General features: G+C 69.7%; 13 protein-coding genes. 2 read left to right on the top strand and 11 right to left on the bottom strand.

Features of this window, described 5'->3' with window-relative positions:
• Nucleotides 1-18: 18 nt before the first annotated feature.
• Nucleotides 19-1,038: an LD-carboxypeptidase gene (locus EV675_RS17700; protein WP_130358532.1), complete on the bottom strand. Its 1,020-nt coding sequence runs from the start codon at nucleotides 1,036-1,038 to the stop codon at nucleotides 19-21.
• Nucleotides 1,035-1,535 (bottom strand): tRNA adenosine(34) deaminase TadA, encoded by a 501-nt coding sequence (gene tadA / locus EV675_RS17695; protein WP_130358531.1) that lies wholly within the window; start codon nucleotides 1,533-1,535, stop codon nucleotides 1,035-1,037. Before tadA ends, EV675_RS17700 begins: the two co-directional genes overlap by 4 nt.
• Nucleotides 1,536-1,683: 148 nt before the next feature.
• Here tadA and EV675_RS17690 point away from each other — a divergent pair, with 148 nt between their 5' ends.
• The gene (locus tag EV675_RS17690; RefSeq protein ID WP_242621483.1) at nucleotides 1,684-3,591 is read left to right on the top strand and encodes a choice-of-anchor I family protein; all 1,908 of its coding nucleotides are present in this window, start codon (nucleotides 1,684-1,686) and stop codon (nucleotides 3,589-3,591) included.
• A gap of 22 nt (nucleotides 3,592-3,613) precedes the next feature.
• On the opposite strand, the gene EV675_RS17685 is transcribed toward EV675_RS17690, so the two are convergent.
• From EV675_RS17685 to EV675_RS17645, 9 genes are all read right to left on the bottom strand, one after another.
• Complete coding sequence (locus EV675_RS17685) at nucleotides 3,614-4,822, bottom strand: MFS transporter (RefSeq protein WP_242621482.1); 1,209 nt, start codon at nucleotides 4,820-4,822, stop codon at nucleotides 3,614-3,616.
• A 73-nt stretch (nucleotides 4,823-4,895) separates the two neighbouring features.
• A complete protein-coding gene (locus EV675_RS17680; RefSeq protein ID WP_130358530.1) occupies nucleotides 4,896-5,090 on the bottom strand; it encodes a hypothetical protein in 195 nt (64 codons plus the stop codon).
• A 32-nt stretch (nucleotides 5,091-5,122) separates the two neighbouring features.
• On the bottom strand, nucleotides 5,123-7,477 hold the full coding sequence (locus EV675_RS17675) for a CHASE2 domain-containing protein (protein WP_130358529.1): 2,355 nt from the start codon (nucleotides 7,475-7,477) through the stop codon (nucleotides 5,123-5,125).
• Between the two features lie 15 nt (nucleotides 7,478-7,492).
• The gene (locus EV675_RS17670) at nucleotides 7,493-9,169 is read right to left on the bottom strand and encodes a FecR family protein (protein ID WP_130358528.1); all 1,677 of its coding nucleotides are present in this window, start codon (nucleotides 9,167-9,169) and stop codon (nucleotides 7,493-7,495) included.
• The gene (locus tag EV675_RS17665) at nucleotides 9,166-9,888 is read right to left on the bottom strand and encodes a response regulator transcription factor (RefSeq protein WP_130358527.1); all 723 of its coding nucleotides are present in this window, start codon (nucleotides 9,886-9,888) and stop codon (nucleotides 9,166-9,168) included. The genes EV675_RS17670 and EV675_RS17665 overlap by 4 nt, the downstream gene beginning before the upstream one ends.
• Before the next feature lie 125 nt (nucleotides 9,889-10,013).
• Nucleotides 10,014-10,472 (bottom strand): hypothetical protein, encoded by a 459-nt coding sequence (locus EV675_RS17660; RefSeq protein ID WP_130358526.1) that lies wholly within the window; start codon nucleotides 10,470-10,472, stop codon nucleotides 10,014-10,016.
• 166 nt (nucleotides 10,473-10,638) lie between these two features.
• Nucleotides 10,639-12,114: an efflux transporter outer membrane subunit gene (locus tag EV675_RS17655; protein WP_130358525.1), complete on the bottom strand. Its 1,476-nt coding sequence runs from the start codon at nucleotides 12,112-12,114 to the stop codon at nucleotides 10,639-10,641.
• Nucleotides 12,115-12,130: 16 nt separating this feature from the next.
• Nucleotides 12,131-15,322, bottom strand: a complete 3,192-nt coding sequence (locus EV675_RS17650; RefSeq protein ID WP_130358524.1) for an efflux RND transporter permease subunit — start codon at nucleotides 15,320-15,322, stop codon at nucleotides 12,131-12,133.
• Between the two features lie 18 nt (nucleotides 15,323-15,340).
• A complete protein-coding gene (locus EV675_RS17645; RefSeq protein WP_130358523.1) occupies nucleotides 15,341-16,579 on the bottom strand; it encodes an efflux RND transporter periplasmic adaptor subunit in 1,239 nt (412 codons plus the stop codon).
• Nucleotides 16,580-16,719: 140 nt separating this feature from the next.
• Between EV675_RS17645 and EV675_RS17640 the strand changes: the two genes are divergently transcribed.
• Nucleotides 16,720-17,736: a LysR family transcriptional regulator gene (locus EV675_RS17640; protein WP_130358522.1), complete on the top strand. Its 1,017-nt coding sequence runs from the start codon at nucleotides 16,720-16,722 to the stop codon at nucleotides 17,734-17,736.
• Nucleotides 17,737-17,743 lie beyond the last annotated feature (7 nt).

Raw genomic sequence — 17,743 nt, 5'->3', positions numbered from 1 at the left:
GCGGCGCCCTGGCAAACTTCAATGTCCGTGCGGAAAAACCAGGTAGGCCATGCCGGCTTCGGTGGCCAGGCCGATCTTCGCTCCCACCGGAAGCGTCGCCTTGGTCTTCACGTGGCCGAACGGCAGGCCGGTCACGACCGGCACCTTCACTTCGCGGCGCAGCCATTGCACGACCGAGCGCAGGTCATAGCCGGCATCGTGCGGCGTGAGCTTGTAGTCGGTGAAGCTGCCCAGCACGATGGCCCTCTGGCGGGCCAGCACGCCGGCCTGGGCCAGCTGCACCAGCATGCGCTCGACCCGGTACGGGTGCTCGTTGATGTCCTCCAGGAACAGGATGCCCCGGGTGCGCGGGAAATACGGCGTGCCCAGCAGCGAGACCAGCACCGCCAGGTTGCCACCCCACAGCACGCCGCGGCAATCGACCGGGTCCGAATCCTCGGACTCGAAACTCAGGATCTCCAGTTCGCCGCGCAGGGTTTCGCCGAACATCGCCGCGGTCAGGTCGTCCACGCGCTTGCCGCCGAAGTCGAAGGCCGCCATGGGGCCGGCGTAGCTGACCGCGCCGGTCCTGGCCAGCAGGGCCAGCTGGAAAAAAGTGAAGTCGCTGTGCCCGACGAAGCGCTTGCCGCTGTCGGCCATGGCTCTCCAGTCTATGCGCGGCAGGATGCGCGACAGGCCGTAGCCGCCGCGCGTCGCCATCACGATGGGATGTTTCTGCGTGATCGCCCTTTCCAGCGCCGCCAGCCGCTGGTCGTCCGTGCCGGCGAAGCGTTCGTGGCGCAGCAGCGCGCCCCGGTCCGCCACCGGATGGAAGCCCTGGGCCTTCAGGTTGTTCCGCGCGCGCGCAATGACCTCGGAATCGGGCACCGCGCCCGAGGGCGAGACGAGGTAGACGCCGGGCCGGGTTCCCAGAGGCGGGAAATCCGTGCCGGAATCATGCTCGTGGTCATGATGATGCTCGCCGCCATCGTCGTGGTGGTGGCCGTGGTGCGCATCGTGGTCGTGGTGGGCGTCGGGGGAAGAGCGGCGTCGATTCATGCGGGCTCGGAAGGAAGTGGCGGGCCGCCGCGGGCGGCTTCGCGTTTCTGGCGGAAGAAGGCGCGGAGCAGTTCTCCGCATTCGGTGGCGAGCACGCCGCCCTCGACCCGGGTCTGGTGATTCAGCACGGCGATGGACGGCAGATCGAGAACGCCGCCGCAGGCCCCGGTCTTCGGGTCGGACGCACCATACACCACGCGCGCCAGCCGCGCGTGCAGCATGGCGCCCATGCACATGGCGCAGGGTTCGAGAGTGACGTAGAGCGTGGCGCCCGGCAGGCGGTAGTTGCCGGCGGCCAGGCAGGCCGCGCGCAGGGCCTGGATCTCGGCGTGGGCGGTGGGGTCGTGGCTGCCCACGGGGCGGTTGGCGCCCTCGCCCAGGATGCGGCCCGAAGCGTCGCAGACCACGGCGCCGACCGGCACCTCGCCGTCGCGCCAGGCTTGTTCGGCCAGCGCCAGGGCGCGCCGCATCAGGATGACATCGGGAGAGTCGGACATGGGAGGGAAGGAATGAACCGCCGCATTCTACCGCGCGGGGCGGCCCCGGTCGGCTTCGGGCGCCGCGCGGGCGGCCGGGAACCCTTACATATGACTGTCATGTTACTCCGCCATGATGCGGCGCTTGTCCAACCCACCCGACCGAACGATGACACTCGCCACCCAGCCCTCGCGCATGACGATCCTTGCCCGCAGCCTGTGCGCCCTGGCGGTCGCCCTTCCCCTTGCGGCCTGCCTGAGCGACGGCGGCGACGACGCGGCCCCCACCACGCCGCCCGTCACCCCGCCCCCCGTTGCCGAGCCGACGCCCAAGAGCATCAGCCTGAAAATGCTGGGTCGCTATTCCGCCGGACAATTCGGTGTCAGCGCCGCCGAAATCCCCGCGTTCGACGCGGCCAGCAAGCGCGGCTTCGTCGTCAACGCGCGCAACGGCGTGGTCGACGTGCTGGACCTGAGCACGCCCGCCAGCCCCAAGCATATCGGCACGATCGACGCCTCGACCATCTCGACCGGCGCCGAGATCAACAGCGTCGCCGTCCACAACGGGATCGTCGCGGTCGCCATCCAGGCGGCGAAAAAGACGGATCCGGGCTACGCCGCGTTGTACAAGGCCGACACGCTGGCCCTGCTGGGCAAGGTCGGCGTGGGCGCCCTGCCCGACATGCTGACCTTCACGCCCGACGGCAAGACCCTGCTGGTCGCCAACGAAGGCGAGCCCAGCGATGACTACCAGATCGATCCGGCCGGCTCGGTCAGCGTCATCGACGTCTCGAACCCCGCCGCGCCGTCGGCCCGGGTGGCCGGCTTCATCGCCTGGAACGGCAAGGAGGCCGAGCTGCGCGCCAAGGGCGTGCGCATCTTCGGCCCCCAGGCCAGCGCGTCGCAGGACTTCGAGCCCGAGTACATCGCCGTGTCCGCCGACGGCAAGACCGCCTGGGCCACGCTGCAGGAGAACAACGCCCTGGCGCGCATCGACATCGCCACCGCCACCGTGACCGACATCCTGCCTCTGGGCTACAAGGACCACGGCCTGGAAGCCAACGCGATGGACGCCAGCGACGAGCCCGCCAAGCTGGACATCCGCACCTTCCCCGGCGTGCGCGGCATGTACCTGCCCGACGCCATTGCCTCTTACACGGCCGGTGGCAAGACCTATCTCGTGACCGCCAACGAGGGTGACGCGCGCGCCTGGGGCGAAGACGACGACGCCTATTGGAATGGCGATGCCAGCAAAGGCTTCGTCGAGGAGTTCCGCGTCAAACACCTGGTCCATACCAGCGGCTTCGCCCGCCGCCGGGGCGACGACCTGCCGCCGCAGCTCGACGCGCTGGCCGCCGGCGCCCTGCTTAACCCCGAGACCTTCGCCTACTGCGGCGCCACGGCCGGCAAGCCGGGCGCCTGCCGCGACGACGACGTCCTGGGCCGCCTGCAGATATCGTGGACCATGGGCTATCGCCAGGACGCCACCGGCAAGCCGGTCAAGTTCAACGCCCAGGGCATCGAAGACCCCACGGGCGACCGCATCATGTACGACCACCTGTACGCCTACGGTGGCCGATCGTTCTCGATCTGGGACCAGGACGGCAAGCTGGTGTGGGATTCGGGCGCGCAGTTCGAGCGCATGCTGGCCAGCGACTCGTGCAAGCTCGGCCCCGACCGCGACGTGCCCTGCGCCACCTACTTCAACACCGGTCATGACGAAAAGGCCACCTTCGACAGCCGCAGCGACGCCAAGGGCCCCGAGCCCGAAGGCGTGGAAATCGGCGTGATGGGCAACAAGACCTTCGCCTTCATCGGCCTGGAGCGCATGGGCGGTGTAATGGTCTACGACATCACCGATCCCAAGGCGCCGGTTTTCATGGACTACTTCAACACCCGCGCCAACTGGACGGACGAGCCCTCGGACGAGAATCTCGCCAAGATGGGCGACCTCGGCCCCGAAGGCCTGAAGTTCGTGCCCGCCGCCAAGTCTCCCACCGGCCAGCCGCTGCTGCTGGTCGGCAACGAGGTCAGCGGCACGACCGCCATCTACGAAGTCGCGCGCGTGCTGGAGTAAACGGCACGCCGGGGCGCCGGCGTCAGGCGCCCCGGCGCGGCTCCCTGCCCATGCCGAACACGATGACGGCGAAAGAAAGGACGCAGGCGGCCAGGCCGGCCAGGAACGCCGCGCGGTAGCCGTAGGCGCCGATCAGCAGGCCCGCCAGCGGCCCGGTCACGCCCGAGGTGATGTCCACGAAGGCCAGGAATCCGCCCACCGCCACGCCCCGGCTCTCGGGCGGCACGCGGCGCATGGCTTCCACGCCCATGGCCGGGAACACCAGCGAGAATCCCACGCCCGTCAGGGTCGCGCCGGCCAGCGCGAAGCCGGGGCCGGGCGCCATCCACAGCAGGAACTGGCCCAGGGCCTCGATCACTAGCGATACCGCGGCGACCTTGCGCCCGCCCAGTTGATCGGGCAGCCGTCCGAAGAACAGCCGCACCAGGATGTAGCCCGCGGCGAAACCGGTCAGGGCCAGGCCCGCCCCTTCCCACCCGCGGCTGGCGAAATACAGCACGACGAAGGCCGTCAGCACGGCGAACGGCGCCGAAGCCAGCGACAGCGCGCCGCCCTGCCGCCAGATCATGCCGATCACGCGCAGGAACGGCACCTGTTTCCGGGCACCCGCGGCCACCGGCACGGGCGGCACGCGCGAGGCGATCGCCAGGCCCACCAGCGGGAAGGCCACCGTGGCCAGCCCCACCGCCAGGAAGTTCACGTTCTGCATGACCCATACGCCCAGGGGCGCGCCCAGGCCCAGCGCCGCGAACATGGCGATACCCTGCCAGGACATCACGATGCCCGTGCGCTGGGGCCCCACCCGGCCTATGCCCCAGGTCATGGTGCCGGTCAGGAACAGGCTTTCGGCCGGCCCCATCAGCACGCGGCCGGCAACCAGCACCGCCAGCGCGGCCGGCGGATGCGGGATCAGCGCCGAGGCCACATAGAGCAGGCCCGCCATGGCCGCCATGGGCAGGCCCATCATCACGGACTGGCGCGGGCCGTGCCGGTCGACGTAGGTACCGGCGAACTTGCGGGTAAGAATCGTGGTCAGCGGCTGCAGGCCGATGATCCAGCCCACCGCCAGCGGGCTGAAATCGAGCACGCCGTTCACGTAGAGCGGCAGCGCGGGCAGCGGCAGGCCTACGGCCAGGAAGCCGGAAAAGACGATCGCGACCAGCGGCAGCAGGCGTAGCGCGGATTCGTGGGAAGAGGGAGAAGAGACGGAAGGCGAGGCGTTGTTCATCATCGGACGTCGATAAGCGGCGCGCATGGACCCGGCGGGCCGGCGCGGCGTTCAGCGCGTTGGATGACGTTAACGCTTACGACTGCAAACAGGAAGACCGGGCCGCATCATACCACTGGCCCGAGGCCAGCATCCCTGTCGGGGCCGCCGCCTGGGGCGGATAGATCACGATGAAATCCGTCCGGAGCTCCCGCGCATTCAGCCAGACCAGGCAGAACGGCGCGGCCACGGCCGCGCACAGGATGAGTATCGCCAATAACCGTTCAGTCATTCGTACCACTGACTTCGTAAACAGCCCGCAGTCTACGCGCTCCCCTCGCCCGGCCCCGCCTGGGGTTCAGCCTTGTTTACCGTGGCAGGCAGCAGCAGCCGGAATTCGCTGCCCTGCCCCGGCGCGCTCTCGCACTCGATCCGGCCGCCATGCCGATCGACCACGGCCTTGACGAAAGCCAGGCCCAGTCCGAAACCCGGTTCGTCGCCGTCCTCGGCCCCGCCCACGCGCGAAAACTCCTGGAACAGGCGGGCCTGGTCGTCGGCGGCGATGCCCCGCCCCTGGTCCCGCACCGCGATGCACCACAGCTCGCCCCGGCGGACCAGGCGGCAGTCCACTCGCGTATGGGGCGGGCTGTACTTGATGGCGTTGCCGATCAGGTTGATCAGGGCGCGCGTCAGCTGCGAGCGGTCGCCGCGCAGCGGCGCGCCGTCGTCCGGCACGTCGGTGTCCAGCACGATGTGCCTGGCCTGGGCCAGGCTCCAGCACTCGTCGGCGGCGTCCAGGACCACGTCCGTGCCCTCGAGCAGGTCGTCGCGGACCGGCGCCGTTGCCACGCGCGCCAGCTCGACGAAGGACTCCGCCAGGGTCTGCGTGCGCAGCACGTAGCGCCGGATGCGAGCCAGCAGTTCGTCCTGCGCCAGCTCGCCGGGGTCGCTGCGATGCAGGTCCAGCAAGGCCAGGATGGCGCCCTGCGGCGATCGGATGTCGTGCGACAGGAAGCGCAGGGCCTGATCGCGCTTGCGCTCGGCCTCGCGCAGCGGATTGATGTCCACCAGGGTGGCGATCCAGGCCGTCTCGCCCCCCTCCTCGCCCGCGCATCGCGCGTACTCGAACAGGAAGGCCCGCCCGGCGGCATCGCGGCATTCGGCAAAATGTCCCGGCGCGACCGCCGCGGGCCAACTGAGCGGGCCGCCGCCCACCAGCGTGAAGCCGGCCAGCAGGCCCGCCATGTCCGCGCCCTTGGCGGCGGCCGCGCCGAACTGACGCACGGCCTGGCGGTTCGCCAGCAGGACCCGGCCGTCCTCGCCCACGGCCAGCGCCGCCTCGGGCAGGCTTCCTATCACCGACGACATGAAGGCCTGCACATCCAGCAAGCGCCCCGTGGCGCGGGACAAATCATGGATGCGCCGGTCGATGAGATCCCCGGCCTGCGCGGCCGCGTCCTGCGGCAGCACCGCGCCATGGCGTTTCAACCGGCCCAGCTCGTCGACCAGATAGCCGGCCGCGCGCTCCAGGCGCCGCCAGTTCCATGCCAGGTAGAAGGCCGCGATGGCCAGCACGGCCGCCCCGGGCGGCCACCACAGGCCATCGGCCAGCAGCAGGACGCCGCTGGCGGCTGCCGCCACGCCTATGCCCGCCACCGACGCGGCCAGCGCCCAGCCCGGCGCGAACAGCCACAGCGCCGGCAGCATCGCGGCCACCAGCAACGCCGTCAGCAGCGCGCCCGTCCACGGCGCGACGATGCGGCGCGCCGTGCCCGACATCAGGTTGTCGATCACGTTGGCCGAGATCTCGACGCCCGGCGTGAAGCGCTGGCGCGCCGACAAGGGCGTGGGATAGACGTCGCCCAGACCCGCGGCGGTGGATCCGACCAGTACGATGCGCCCGTCCAGCGCGCCGTCGGGCAGTTCGCCCGCCAGCACCTGGGCGGCCGGAATGGTGCGATAGGTACCGGCGGGCCCGGCATAGTCGATGTGTATCCAGAAATCGCGCCACCACGCGCCCGGCGCGGCCTCGCGGTCGGCCGGCGCGCGGTTCCCTGGCAGCGGATCGGCAACCGGCTGGCCGGCGACCTGCAGAAGCGCCAGCGCGAAATGGTTCCACTGGCGGTCCCGGGTGCCTTCGCGCAGGAAGACACTGCGCACCACGCCATCGGCGTCCGGCTCGACCGAGACATGCCCCAGCGCCCGCGCCGCGGAGGCCAGCGGCGGCACCGGCAGCATGGCCTGGACCCGCCCCGCCGTCTCGGCGGTGAACACGGGCAGCACCACGTTGCCGCTGCGGTGGATGGCCTCGGCCATGCGCAGGTCCACCGACGGATCGGCCGAAGGCTCGGACAGCAACAGGTCCAGGCCCAGCGCGGCCGGCGACTGCTGGGCGATGCGCTCGATCAGGTCGATCTGCTGGTCGCGGCTCCAGGGCCAGCGGCCCACCTTGGCCAGGCTGGCCTCGTCGATGGCCACCACCACGATGTCCTGGCTGGGCGCGGCGGGTTCCAGACGGCTGAAGAAGTCGTACAGGGCCGCATCCAGGCGGCCCAGGCCGTTCTGCCAGGCCAGCAACGCCGCCAGCAGCAAGCCTGCGACGACCGCGACGACCCGGGCCGCGGACCGCGTCCGCGCGGGCCCCGGACGCTGCGTGGCGGATGCTGCCTGACGGTCCATGCGCGTCAACGGGCCCTAGGGCAGCTGGATTTCCTGGCCGTCGCCCGAACGCAGCGAACCGTCTCCGCTGCGGACCGTGCGAGTGACGCGGAACCGCTGCGGACGCGTGAAATCGCGCACGTAACCGTCGCCGTCGGTGGCCTGGATGCGAACGAAATACTCGCCGGCGGGCAAGGATTCGAGCGCCCATTTGCGCTCCGCCGTGCGACGCTCGGCGGCGATGCCGGCAAAGCCGATGTCGCGCGCGACCTGGACGAGGTAGTTCTGGCCTTCCTCGCCGTCCCAGCTCAGCACGACTTCGTCGCCCTGCTGGCTCATGCCGAGCTTGCCGCCCACGGGCAGGCGCACCATGAAGCGGCGCGGATCGCTATAGGGCCCCGCGTCGGGCTTGCCGTCCTTGCCCTGGATGACCGTGCCCACGCGCCAGAAATAGTTGCCCGAGGCAAGCCCGCGCACGGCTTGGGAATCCGCGGACAGCATGCCTTCGTCGACCAAGGGCGCGGTGAACGCCTGGTCGCGCGACACCTGCAGGCGATAGCCGATGGCGCCTTCCGCCGCCGTCCAGCGCAGCACGGCCTCGGTCTGCTCGACCACGCCGCCGTCGGGCGGAGCGATGGTGACCGGGGGCTCGGGCCGGGCCTTGAGCCTGATCGGCCAGGTGACCGGACGGCCCTCGATGCCCTGCGCATCGACGCCATTGATCCGCACCACGTAGTCGCCATCCTCGAGTCCGGCGAAGCGCACGCGCGACGTGGCGGTCACGAGGTTGCTGGCCACCTGTTCGGCGGTATGGGCGGGCCAGATGAAGGCGCGATAGGAAACCGCGCCGGCCAGCGCGGGAAACGCCAGATCGATGATGGGACGCTGTTGCAGGGCCTGGACGCCGGACAGGTCCGGCGCCGCCAGCAGCGGCGTCAGCGTGGCCGTCGGCGCATCGGTGGCCACCGCGCCGCCCAGGCCCGCCGCGACCCGCGCGGTGGCACCCGAACGCGCCACCCGCAGTTCGACCTCCCCTTCCAGGACGTCGCTGGTGGCCGCGCTGCCTTCGCGCATCGACACGCCGAATTCCGTGCCGCGCACGCCGGCGGCCATCAGCGGCGTGTCGACCTGGAAGCGGCTGCGCGTGGGCCGCTGCGGCGATACGCGCGATTCGACGCGGCCCTTGTCCAGGACCAGCGAAGTGTCGGCGCGCTTCTTCGTCAGGTTGTATTTCAGGCGTTCCAGGCGCAGCTCGGAATCGCCTGCCACGCGCACCACCGAGCCGTCCGCCATCTCGAGCGTGGCGAAGCCGCCCGCATCGGTGCTCAGGCGATCGCCGTCGATCAGCCGCATGTCGCGCTCCAGCGCGCCGGTCGAGCCGCTGCGCGTGGTGTAGCGCACGCCTCCCGAGACGTGCACCACGCGCGCACCACCGGGTTTCTTGCGCAGCAGTGCGTCGGGCACCACGATGACGGAGCCGGGCTTGAGCCTGAGCGGATTGGGATTGCCGTTCTCGCGCGCCAGGGCCTGCCACTGGCCGGGATCTTCCAGGTAGGCCTGGGCGAGGTCATACAAGGTGTCGCCGTCGCGCACCAGGTGGCGCACCGGCTCGGCCTGCTGGGCATGGACGGCCGCCGCGCCGAACGCGCAGGCAGCGGCGACGGCCCACGCGGACAGCCGGATGCCGGCGCCCAGGCTGGGTAGATTCTTCATAGGGAGTCGTCGTTGGATTCGTTCGTGGCGGGCGGATCGGCCAGCATTTCGAAGCGGTAGCCCAGGCCGTAGACCGGCACGAGCCGCACGCCGTTATGGGGGCGCAGGTCGAGCTTGCGGCGCAGTTGGGACATGTGCGTGGTCACGGTGCGGGTATCGATGGCACTCGTGCCCCACAATTCTTCCAGCAGGTGTTCGTGCGTCAGCAGCCGTCCCAGGTTGCGGAACAGGTATAGCGCCAGTTCGTATTCCTTGGGCTTGAGTTCCACCGGTTCGCCCTTGACCCGGGCCTCCCGGCGGTGCAGGTCGAAGGTGTAGGCGCCAAAGCCCGGCTGGCTCGGGCGGGAGGCCTCGGGATAGGCCCGCCGCAGCAGCGCGGCCACGCGCGCCTGCAGCTCGATGGGCCGGATGGGCTTGGCCATGTAGTCGTCGGCGCCGGCCTGCAGGCCATCGACCACATCCTGTTCCTCGTCGCGGCTGGTAACGAACAGCACCGGCAGGTGCGGCGGCAGGTTGCGGCGGATCCAGCCCAGGATCTCGGGGCCCTCGATGTGCGGCACGTGCCAATCCAGCACGAAGAGGTCGTAGCTCTGGCGATGGAGGTCGCGCAACATCGCCCTGCCGTCCTCGAACAGATGGCAGTCGTGCCCCGCCTGCAGCAGCGTCTTTTCTATGATCCGGGCATGCGCCGGGTCGTCTTCCAGTATGGCGATGCGCACCTGGCCCCCCAAAGATCGATGTAAAGCCAGCACATTTTATAACGGGGCGCGCCGCGACGCCCGGAAAGCGCCACTTTCCGGTGAATTTCGCGGCAGATCAAGGGGGAGCTGCTACGGGAGGGGGGTCAGCGCATGCCCGGTCCGTCGCCGGGCCGGGGCATCGCCGGGCCCGGCGAGCCGGACGGCATGGCGGGAGAACCGGGCTCGGGCGTCACCACTTCCCGGTATTCCCGCAGCACGCCTCCGCCTTCCACGCTGCCGCTGACCGTCCCTCTTCCATCCACCCGGGCCATGCAGGCCGCGCGGTCGGCTTGCGGCAAGGCGTTGCAGCGCTGGGTGCGGTTCTGCTCGTAGGCCGAATCGCTGGCGCCGCGCAGGTTGCCTCGGCGCGACTCCTGCAAGGCCGCGCCGGCTTCCCGCCGGCATGTCGCCCTGTCCTGTCCGGATTGGCCGCTGTTGCAGCGGGCCAGTTCGTCCTGGTAGGTGGTGTCGGCGGCCGAAGCGGCCTGCGCCGAGGTAAACAGAACGGTGCCCAGGGCGACCGCGGCCAGTCCCAGGGCGCCATGCTTGGTCTTCGTGTTCATGCCTGACTCCTTTCGCGCAGGAAAGGCCCCGGCGCGCGGGGCCGGCGCGTCGATCCAGTGTAGGCGTGGCATGTCCGCCCGCGATGGGGGCGGATCGCGACTATGTAAGCGTTCCGTACAGCAAAGACCGCAGCCCCCGGGACCAGGGGGCTGCGGCCACGGCTTGTTACGAAGGTTGGCGCGCGGGCAACAGCGCCGCCGCGGGTGCCGGGGCCTGCCCCTCCCAGCCGCCGCCCAGCGCACGGATGAGGTTGACCGTGGAACGGGCCAGTTCCCCATCCAGGCGGGTCGCCACCCGGCGCTGCTGGAGCACGCTGCGATCGGCATCGATCACGTCCAGGTAGCTGACCGAGCCTTCGCGGTACTGGATCTGCGACAGCCGCGCCGCGCGCGCGGCGGACGCCACCGCCTCGTCCTGAGCGCGGTACTGGTCGGCCAGGATGCGCAGATTGGCCAGGTTGTCTTCCACCTCCTTGAAGGCGGTAAGCACCGTCTGCCGGTAGTTGGCGGCCTCTTCCTCGTAGGCCGCCCGCGCGGCCTGCAGCCCCGCCTCGCGCCGCCCGCCGTCGAAGATGGGCAGCGTCAGCATGGTGCCCACCAGCGGGCCCAGCAGGAAGGTGCGGCTGGACCAGTTGAACAAATCGCCCAGTTGCGCCGACTCGTAGCCCAACGCCCCGGTCAGCTCCAGCCTGGGAAAGAAGGCCGTGCGCGCGACGCCGACGCGGGCGTTGGCGGCGGCCATCGCGCGTTCGGCCGCGGCGATGTCGGGCCGGCGCTCCAGCAGCTCGGAGGGCAGCCCCGGGGGAACCGATACCGCCAGCCTGGCCAGCGGACGCGCGGGCAGGCTGAAGGTGGCGGGCGCCTGGCCCAGCAGGATGGCCAGCGCATGTTCGGCCGCGGCGCGCTGGCGGGCGATGTCCAGCGCCTCGGACCGTGCCGAGGCCAGCTCCGTGCGCGCCCGCGCCAGGTCCAGTTCGCTGATGTCGCCTTCGTCGTAGCGGCGCTGGATCAGCGCCAGCGTGCGTTCGCGCAGGGCCACCGTGCCGCCGTAGAGTTCCTGCCCCGCGTCCAGCTCCCGCACCAGGAAATAGGCCTGCGCGACGTCGGCCTGCACCGCCAGTTGCACCGAGCGCAGCAGGGCTTCGCCCTGTTCGGCCTGGGCCGACGCCGCCTCGACGCCGGCCGCGACCCGGCCGAACAGGTCCACTTCATAGGCCACCGAAGCCTGGGCCCGCCACAGCGTCGAGGGCGAGGTATTTGCCTCGGCGGGCAGCCCTCTCGAAGCCGGCGACGGCCGCTGCCGCGTGGGCCCCGCGCCTGCGTCCACCCGGGGATACAGATCGGCCCGCGCCTCGCCCAGCCGCGCCCGGGCCTGCGCCAGGCGCGCCACCGCGGCCTTGAGGTTCTGGTTCGCATCCGCGGCCCGCTCCTGCAACTGGTCCAGTACCGGATCGCCGAACACCGCCCACCAGCGTCCTCGATGGGCCGCCTCGGCCGGCTGGGCGGTCTTCCAGCTGCCGCCGGCCGCTTCCTTGAACGACGCCGGCACCTCGGCGCGGGGAGGATCGTAGGGCGGCGCCACCGCGCAGCCCGTCAACACGAGCAAGGCCGCCAGCGCCATGCCACGCAGACTTTTCTTCATGGAGTTCTCTTTCACTTCAGTGCCCCGCGTGATGGGGCGCCACGATGGGCGCCTCGTGCTGCGCGGCCGAGTGCAGCTTGCGCGCACCGCCGGCCAGCCGCAGCAATACATAGAAGACCGGTGTCAGGAACAGGCCGAACAGGGTCACGCCCAGCATGCCGAAGAACACCGCCACGCCCATGGCGTGCCGCATCTCCGAGCCTGCCCCGGTGGAGGTCACCAGCGGCACCACGCCCATGATGAAGGCGATGGACGTCATCAGGATGGGACGCAGGCGCAGCCGGCTGGCCTCGATGGCCGCCTCGACCACCGACCTGCCCTGCAGTTCGAGCTCGCGCGCGAACTCGACGATCAGGATGGCGTTCTTCGAGGCCAGGCCCACCAGCACCATCAGGCCGATCTGGGTGAAGATGTTGTTGTCGCCCCGCGTCAGCCACACGCCCGTCAGCGCGGCCAGGATGCTCATCGGCACGATCAGGATCACCGCCAGCGGCAGCGTCAGGCTTTCGTACAACGCGGCCAGCACCAGGAACACCAGCAGCACGCTGATCGGGAACACCCAGATGCCGGCATTGCCCGCCAGGATCTGCTGGTAGGTCAGGTCCGTCCAAGCCAGCTTCATGCCGCGCGGCAGGACCTGCTCGGCGATGCGCTCGGCGGCGGCCTGCGCCTGGTCCGAGGAATAGCCGGGCGCCGGCCCGCCGTTGATGTCGGCGGCGGTATAGCCGTTGTAGCGCACCACCATCTCCGGCCCGAAGGTCGGACGCACGTCCACCAGCGACGACAGCGGCACCATCTCGCCGGCGGCGTTGCGCGTCTTCAGCGCCAGGATGTCGTCCGGATGCGCGCGGAACGGCGCGTCGGCCTGCGCGCGGACCTGGTACACCCGCCCGAAGCGGTTGAAATCGTTCACGTACAGCGAACCCAGGTAGATCTGCATGGTGTCGAACACGTCGGTAACGGCAACACCCAGCTGCTTGGCCTTGACCCGGTCCAGCTGCACATCCAGCTGCGGCACGTTGATCTGGTAGCTGCTGAACGTCGGCCCGAGTTCCGGCGCCTTCTGCGCCGCCGCCACGAAGGCTTGCGCCGCCGCGTCGAGTTCGGCGTAGCCCAGCGCGCCCCGGTCTTCGATCTGCAGCTTGAATCCGCCCAGCGTGCCCAGCCCCATGACGGGCGGCGGCGGGAATACCGCGATGAACGATTCCTTGATGGCCGAGAACTGCTGGTTCAGCGCGTTCGAGATCGCTTCGGCCGAGACGTCCTTGCCCTTGCGCTCGTGGAAGTCCTTGAGCGACACGAAGACGATGCCGGCGCTCGAGCTGTTGGTGAAGCCGTTGATCGACAGTCCCGGGAACGCGATGGCGCTTTCCACGCCCGGCTGCTTGAGCGCGATGTCGGACATGCGGCGGATGACGTCCTCGGTCCGGTCCAGCGAGGCGCCGTTGGGCAGTTGCGCGAAGGCCACCAGGTATTGCTTGTCCTGCGCGGGCACGAAGCCCCCCGGCACGATGGACGAGACGCCCAGCGTCAGCGCCAGCAGCACGCCGTACACGCCCATGACCATGGCCTTGCGCGAGATGACGCCCGTGACCCCGGCGCCGTAGCGGTCGGAGGCCCGGCCGAACATGTCGTTGAAGCGGCGGAAGAACCCGCCGAACAGACGGTTCATCACGCGCGTCAGGCCATCGGGCCGGGCATCGTGCGACTTCAGCAGCAGGGCCGCCAGCGCCGGCGACAGCGTGAGCGAGTTGAACGCCGAGATCACCGTGGAGATGGCGATGGTCATGGCGAACTGCTTGTAGAACTGGCCGCTCAGGCCGGTCATGAAGGCCAGGGGCACGAACACCGCGACCAGCGTCAGCGCGATGGCGATGATGGGGCCGCTGACCTCGCGCATAGCGCGGTACGTGGCCTCGCGCGGCGTGAGCCCGGCCGCGATGTTGCGCTCGACGTTCTCCACCACCACGATGGCGTCGTCCACCACGATGCCTATGGCCAGCACCATGCCGAACAGGGACAGCGCGTTGATCGAATAGCCGAAGCCCAGCATCAGCGAGAACGTGCCGATGATGGAAACCGGCACCGCCAGCAGCGGAATGATGGACGCCCGCCAGGTCTGCAGGAACACGATCACCACCAGCACGACCAGGGCCACCGCTTCCAGCAGCGTGACCACCACCGCCTTGATGCTGGCGCGCACGAACTGCGTCGGGTCGTAGACGATGCGGTAGTCCACCGAGGGCGGGAAATCCTTGGCCATGTCCTTCATGGCCGCCCGCACCTGGTCAGACACCGCCAGCGCGTTGGCGCCGGGCGACTGCATGATGGCCAGCGCCACCGCCGGCTTGTTGTCCAGCAGCGAACGCAGGCCGTACTCGGCCGCCGCCAGCTCGATGCGCGCCACGTCCGACAGGCGCGTCACGCCGCCGTCGGGCGAGGTCTTGAGCACGATGTTGGCGAAGTCCGATTCGGTCTGCAGCCGCCCTTGCGTGTTCACCGACAATTGCAGCGACACGTCGGACGCGCTGGGCGAGGCGCCGATCACGCCCGCCGCGACCTGCACGTTCTGTTCGCGTATCGCCGCCACCACGTCCGAGGCCGTCAGCCCGCGCTGCGCGACCTTCTGCGGATCCAGCCAGACGCGCATCGAATAGTTGCCGGCGCCCCACAGCTGCACCTCGCCCACGCCGGGTATGCGCGCCAGGCGGTCCTTGACGTTGATCAGCGCGTAGTTGCGCAGGTAGGTGATGTCGTAGCGGTCGTCCGGCGAGATCAGGTGCGTCACCATCGTCAGCGTGGGCGAGCTCTTGATGGTCGTGACGCCCAGCCGCTGCACGTCCTCGGGCAGGCGCGGCAAGGCCTGCGACACCCGGTTCTGCACCAGTTGCTGCGCCTTGTCCGGGTCCATGCCCAGGCGGAAAGTGACGGTAACGGCCAGGTTGCCGTCGCTGTTGGCCTGGGACTGCATGTACAGCATGTCCTCGACGCCGTTGATGGACTCCTCCAGCGGCGAGGCCACCGTCTCGGCGATCACCTTGGGGTTGGCGCCGGGGTACTGCGCGCGCACCACGACCGAGGGCGGGACGACTTCCGGATACTCCGAAATGGGCAGCTGGAACATCGCCAGCGCGCCCGCCAGCAGGATCAGGACCGACAGCACGCCCGCGAAGATGGGCCGGTCGATGAAGAACTTGGAAATATTCATGATCGTGTCCAGGCCGCCTCAAACCTGCTTGGGCTGGCGCACGGCCGGCGTGCCGGCGGGAGCGCCGTCGGCCGGCGGGCCATCGCCCGCGAACCGGCCCGGCTGCCCGGCCATGGGAACCTCGCGCGGCGTTACCGGTTCGCCCGGACGCACGCGCTGCAAGCCGTTGACCACGATGCGCTCGCCCGCCTTCAGGCCATCGTCGACCACGCGCAGGCCGCCGCTGGCCGTGCCCAGGCGGACTTCGCGGTAGCGGGTGCGGTTGCCTTCGTCCAGCACCAGCACGAAACGCTTGTCCTGGTCGGTGCCGACGGCGCGTTCGTCGATCAGCAGCGCGTCGCGCGGCTTGCCGCCGCCCAGTTGCACGCGCGCGTACAGCCCGGGAATCAGTTGGCCGTCGGGGTTGTCGAACACCGCGCGCACGCGGATGGTGCCCGAGGCCACGTCCAGCCGGTTGTCGATGAAGCTGACCGTGCCCTTGCGGGGATGGCCCTCCTCGTTGGCCAGGCCCAGATAGACCGGAATGGCGCCCGAGCTCGCGCGGCTAGCCTGCGCCATCTTCAGGTAGGTGGGCTCGTCCACATCGAAGGCCGCATACATGCGCGCCGTCGAGACCAGCGTGGTCAACGGGGCCGACGCCGCCCCGGCCGCGACCACGTTGCCCACGGTGACCTGCGCGCGCGAGATGCGGCCGCTGACCGGCGCCGTGATGCGCGTGTATTCCAGGTTCAGGCGGGCGGCTTCCAGCGCAGCCCGGGCGGCTTGCAGGTTGGCCACGGCCTCGCGCGCGGCGTTCTGCTTTTCCTCGAAATCGCGCTTGGCGATCGCGTTGTCCGACAACAGCCGCTGGCCACGCGCCAGTTCGGAGGCAGCGTAGGCATCACGGGCCTCGGCCGCGGCAAGCTGGCCCTGGACCCGGGCGACCTCGGCCGCGTAGGGGCGCGGATCGATGGTGAACAGCACCTCGCCCTTCCTGACCAGGGCGCCGTCCTGGAAATGCACCGCGGTCAGCGTCCCGGACACCAGGGGCCGGATCTCGACGCGGTCGACCGCTTCCAGCCGCCCGGAATAGCCGCGCCAGTCCGTGATGGTGCGGCTGACGACCTCGGCCACGTCCACGGCCGCCGCGGGGGCCGGCGCGGCGGGGGTTTCCTGGCCGGCCAGGGCCGGCATCCTCTGCACGGCGATGCCGCCGGCAACGCCAAGCACGGCAACGCCCAGCGTGACCGCCAGGGCGCGTTTGCGAAAACGAAACATGAAAAACCTCGGGCTCGTATGGGTGAATACAGCGATGCCCGATTCTGAGTGTTATTGTGCTGCCGATAAATCCTGCGTTTTTACAAACACTATTCATCCAGAACGAATAATCGCCGCCCACCAGGCGGTAGGAGCCTTCCGTGGATAAATTTCAGGCCATGCAGGTGTTCACGCGCGTCGTCGAAGCCAACAGCTTCACCCTGGCGGCCGACAACCTCGGCTTGCCGCGCGCCACCGTCAGCACGACCATCCGCAATCTTGAACGAGCGCTGCAGGTCCGGCTGCTGAACCGCACCACCCGCAAGATCAGCCTCACGCCCGACGGCGCCTCGTACTACGAGCGCTGCATACGGCTGCTGGCCGACCTGGAGGAGGCCGAGACCTCCTTTCGCGATGTCGCGCGCCGGCCACGCGGCCGGCTGCGTATCGATACCCCGGCCTCGATCGGCCGTTCGATCCTGATTCCTTCGCTATGCGAATTCCATGAACGCTACCCGGACATCGAACTGGTGATCGGCATGAGCGATCGTCCGGTCGACCTGGTCCAGGAAGCCGTGGACTGCGCCATCCGCGTCGGCGAACTGCAGGATTCGTCCATGGTGGCCCGGCGCATCGGCACCTTCGAGAGCCTGACCTGCGCCGCGCCCTCCTACCTCGAAGCCTATGGCGAGCCGCGCACGCTGCGGGACCTGGAGCGCCACCACGCGGTGCATTATTTCTCCGCCCGCACCGGCCGCACCATCGATTGGGATTTCGTCGTGGACGGCGTTGCCACCGAGGTCAAGGTCAAGGGCATCGTCTCGGTCAACGATTCCGACGCCTACGTGGCCTGCGGCCTGCAGGGCTTCGGCCTCATCCAGCCCGCCCGCTACATGGTGCGGCCTCACCTGGAGTCCGGCCTGCTGCGCGAGGTGCTGACCGACTGGAAGCCCTCCCCCATGCCGATCTCGGTGGTCTACCTGCACAACCGGCACCTGTCGCCCAAGGTGCGGGCCTTCGTGGACTGGGTGGGCGAACTGTTCAGCCGGTGCCCGCTGCTGGGCGGCGAATGCCACGCGGACGACATGCCGCAGGAATGCGAGTTCGCCTGCCAGCCCAGCGGCCATACGGTGCGCTCGGTCATCGAACAGCACAACCTGGCCGAAAGCGTCTTCTAGCGCCTCC

The organism is Pigmentiphaga kullae (genome assembly GCF_004216695.1).
GTDB lineage: Bacteria > Pseudomonadota > Gammaproteobacteria > Burkholderiales > Burkholderiaceae_B > Pigmentiphaga > Pigmentiphaga kullae.
The sequence above is the reverse complement of the archived record's forward strand: the minus strand, read 5'-3'. Positions and strand labels throughout refer to the sequence as shown.

Bases quoted from the DNA above. Each gene is read 5' to 3' on its own strand.
- EV675_RS17700 (WP_130358532.1), bottom strand. From the start codon at position 1,038: ATGAATCGACGCCGCTCTTCCCCCGACGCCCACCACGACCACGATGCG.
- tadA (WP_130358531.1), bottom strand. From the start codon at position 1,535: ATGTCCGACTCTCCCGATGTCATCCTGATGCGGCGCGCCCTGGCGCTG.
- EV675_RS17690 (WP_242621483.1), top strand. From the start codon at position 1,684: ATGACACTCGCCACCCAGCCCTCGCGCATGACGATCCTTGCCCGCAGC.
- EV675_RS17685 (WP_242621482.1), bottom strand. From the start codon at position 4,822: ATGATGAACAACGCCTCGCCTTCCGTCTCTTCTCCCTCTTCCCACGAA.
- EV675_RS17680 (WP_130358530.1), bottom strand. From the start codon at position 5,090: ATGACTGAACGGTTATTGGCGATACTCATCCTGTGCGCGGCCGTGGCC.
- EV675_RS17675 (WP_130358529.1), bottom strand. From the start codon at position 7,477: ATGGACCGTCAGGCAGCATCCGCCACGCAGCGTCCGGGGCCCGCGCGG.
- EV675_RS17670 (WP_130358528.1), bottom strand. From the start codon at position 9,169: ATGAAGAATCTACCCAGCCTGGGCGCCGGCATCCGGCTGTCCGCGTGG.
- EV675_RS17660 (WP_130358526.1), bottom strand. From the start codon at position 10,472: ATGAACACGAAGACCAAGCATGGCGCCCTGGGACTGGCCGCGGTCGCC.
- EV675_RS17655 (WP_130358525.1), bottom strand. From the start codon at position 12,114: ATGAAGAAAAGTCTGCGTGGCATGGCGCTGGCGGCCTTGCTCGTGTTG.
- EV675_RS17650 (WP_130358524.1), bottom strand. From the start codon at position 15,322: ATGAATATTTCCAAGTTCTTCATCGACCGGCCCATCTTCGCGGGCGTG.
- EV675_RS17645 (WP_130358523.1), bottom strand. From the start codon at position 16,579: ATGTTTCGTTTTCGCAAACGCGCCCTGGCGGTCACGCTGGGCGTTGCC.